We start from the raw sequence: 2,520 nt of genomic DNA, 5'->3' as shown, positions 1-2,520 counted from the left end.
CGTCTTGATCCTGCCCCAGTTCCGCCGCGGGAATCCCTTCCGCTCGATGGATTTCCGCGGTTCGTAAGATCCTGGGCGGGCTGGGCGCGGGAAACGGTGCTGTGCTTAGAGCATGAAAGGGCCCGACCCGCAAAGAATCACCGAAGCGCTGGCTGCCAGGTTTGCCTCCCCGACCCGGAGCACCCGCTTGACCGTGGTCCTCGGACGTTGGCTGGCCGTGACTTTTACCGTCTGCTTCCTCACCGGGTTGTTCAGCCACGGCCTGCAGAACCCGCCGTCGTGGATGTTTTTCCCTACCAGCCCGGCCTGGATCTACCAGCTCAGCCAGGCGCTGCATGTGACCGCCGGCATCGCCTCCATCCCGCTGCTGCTGGCGAAACTCTGGTCCGTGTACCCGGAGCTGCTCAAATGGCCGCCCGTCAAGTCCGTCGCCCATGCCCTGGAGCGGGCCTCCGTAGCTCTCTTCATCGCCTCCTCGCTGCTGCAGCTGACCACCGGGTTGATCAATACCTACAAGTGGTACCCGTGGCCCTTCCCGTTCCGCGAAACCCATTACTGGCTGGCGTGGGTCATCGTGGGATCGCTGCTCCTCCACATCGCGGTGAAGCTTCCCGCCATCCAGGCCAACTGGAACGGCCGCGCCGTCCGCCGGAGTGAACTCCACGGCCCCGAGCGCAGTACTGCCCCCGGTCACTGGTCCAGGCGGGCCTTCCTCACCGGGGTCGGCGTGTCCACAGGCGTGGTGGTTCTCACCACGGCCGGGCAATCATTTTCCTGGCTGGGCCCACTGAACCTCTTCGCCCCCCGTACCATGGGCACGGGCCCGCAGTCCGTTCCGGTGAACCGGACCTCGGAAGACGCGAAGGTCGGTGCTCTTGCCACGTCCGGCGGGTGGTCGCTGGCTGTCACGTACAAGGGGACGACTACCCCATTCAATCTGGCCGAGCTCCGGGCACTCCCCCAGCATCAAGAGGAGCTGCCGATCGCCTGTGTCGAGGGGTGGAATCAGACCGCACACTGGCGGGGTGTGCGAATCCGCGATCTGATCGGCGCCGTCGGCGCACCGCCGGATTCGGCTCTGCGTGTCACGAGCATGGAACCCGAAGGCCCGTACCGGTTGATGTCCATGCCGGCGGAATATGTTCAGGACCAGCGCACGCTCGTGGCGCTGGAACTCAACGGGGCTGTCCTGGACCTGGAGCATGGCTACCCCGCCAGGATTATTGCGCCCGGGCGCCCGGGAGTCCTGCAGACCAAATGGCTGCAGCAGGTGGAGGTCCTGTGAAACCGCTGAACGCCCGTCGCCCCCGCAGACCGGCCCCAGGCCGGCTGCTCCGGATTTTCCTCGCGCTTGCGGGCATCGCACTCATTGGAAACGGGCTGCTGGGCCTGCCCACCCAACTGGGCCCTCCGCAACTGGTGGGCCTCCTTACCTGGCTTGCCGCCGCGGTGCTGCTCCACGACGGCGTGATCGTACCGCTGTCGACGCTGGCGGGGGCGGGGCTGGCACGAACAGGATCCCGGCTGCGGCCGGTCTCCGCTGCCATCCTGCGCGGGACCCTGATGACCGGCGCAGCAGTCAGCCTGGTCACCGGGATCCTGATCAAGGCGCAGTCGGAAGCACGCAACATCAGTGCCCTCGAGGGCGACTATGCCGGACGCCTCCTCTGGTTCTGGGCGGCCCTCATCATCGTGGCCGCAGTGGCGATCTATGCGTTCGAACGGGCCGGGCGTCCCCGCGCCGTCGTGGGCGTTCGATCCGCCGACGGCACCCGGTCAGGTAGAGGCGACAACCGGCAAAATACCCGTCCTTGAACCTGGTCTGTCGCCGTCAGGGTCCAGCCCGCGGCCTCGGCCCGGGACGCCAGAGCCGCCAGGCCTGTCCTCGCCCATGCGAACGGCTCGCTCAGGTTGCCGTCGTCGTCCTCAAGCACCGCCTGGTAGGCCACGTCCATGCCTTCGTCCGGGTCCGTCTCCACGAGCAATGTTCCCTGCGGTGCGATCAGCTGCCGGCACCTGCGCAACAAGCGCGCGACGTTCCCCCCAATGCCAATGTTTCCGTCCAGCAGAACCGCAGACCGCCAGTTCCCGGACTGCGGAACCGGTGAAAAAACCGACTGCAGCAGCGCGATGGCCCCCCGGCTGCAGGCCTGGCTGACAGCCTCCGCACTGATGTYAATGCCCAGCGCGATCAGGCCCAAGGACCGGGCAGCGGCCAGCAGCCGGCCCGGCCCGCAGCCAATATCAAGGACAGGTCCCCTCAGGCCCTGAAGCAGGTTCCGCTCCAGGACGCTCGCCTCCGAACACCAGCCGAGAACCTCGAACCGCACTTCGCCGGGGCCGGGGGCGACGCCGGCCCCGGGGGTATACGGCCGCAGCGTCAGAGTCCCTCCCCCCACCCGCAGGGCCCGGGCATAAGGTTCCCGCATGCCTTGGCCGAAGGCCGGTGCAGGCGCCGGCACCGGGGCGCCGGTTAGCCCCGTCACCGCGGGTCTCCTGCCCCATGCGGTACCGCCGGCT

The 2,520-nt window shown here is 67.7% G+C and carries 3 protein-coding genes; 2 read left to right on the top strand and 1 reads right to left on the bottom strand.

Annotated features, from left to right (window positions below):
• Window positions 1-112 precede the first annotated feature (112 nt).
• On the top strand, window positions 113-1,285 hold the full coding sequence (locus AB4Y86_RS16640) for a molybdopterin-dependent oxidoreductase (RefSeq protein ID WP_441403279.1): 1,173 nt from the start codon (window positions 113-115) through the stop codon (window positions 1,283-1,285).
• Window positions 1,282-1,815 carry a hypothetical protein gene (locus tag AB4Y86_RS16635; protein ID WP_441403278.1) on the top strand — a complete coding sequence of 178 codons (534 nt, stop codon included), beginning with the start codon at window positions 1,282-1,284 and terminating at the stop codon, window positions 1,813-1,815. The genes AB4Y86_RS16640 and AB4Y86_RS16635 overlap by 4 nt, the downstream gene beginning before the upstream one ends.
• Here the strand turns inward: AB4Y86_RS16635 and AB4Y86_RS16630 are convergent.
• The gene (locus tag AB4Y86_RS16630; RefSeq protein ID WP_441403280.1) at window positions 1,710-2,429 is read right to left on the bottom strand and encodes a class I SAM-dependent methyltransferase; all 720 of its coding nucleotides are present in this window, start codon (window positions 2,427-2,429) and stop codon (window positions 1,710-1,712) included. The two genes, AB4Y86_RS16635 and AB4Y86_RS16630, sit on opposite strands and share 106 nt — an antisense overlap.
• Between the last annotated feature and the right edge of the window lie 91 nt (window positions 2,430-2,520).

Origin of the sequence: Arthrobacter sp. 2YAF22_2, from assembly GCF_052114645.1 — a bacterium.
Classification (GTDB): domain Bacteria; phylum Actinomycetota; class Actinomycetes; order Actinomycetales; family Micrococcaceae; genus Arthrobacter.
The sequence above is the reverse complement of the archived record's forward strand: the minus strand, read 5'-3'. Positions and strand labels throughout refer to the sequence as shown.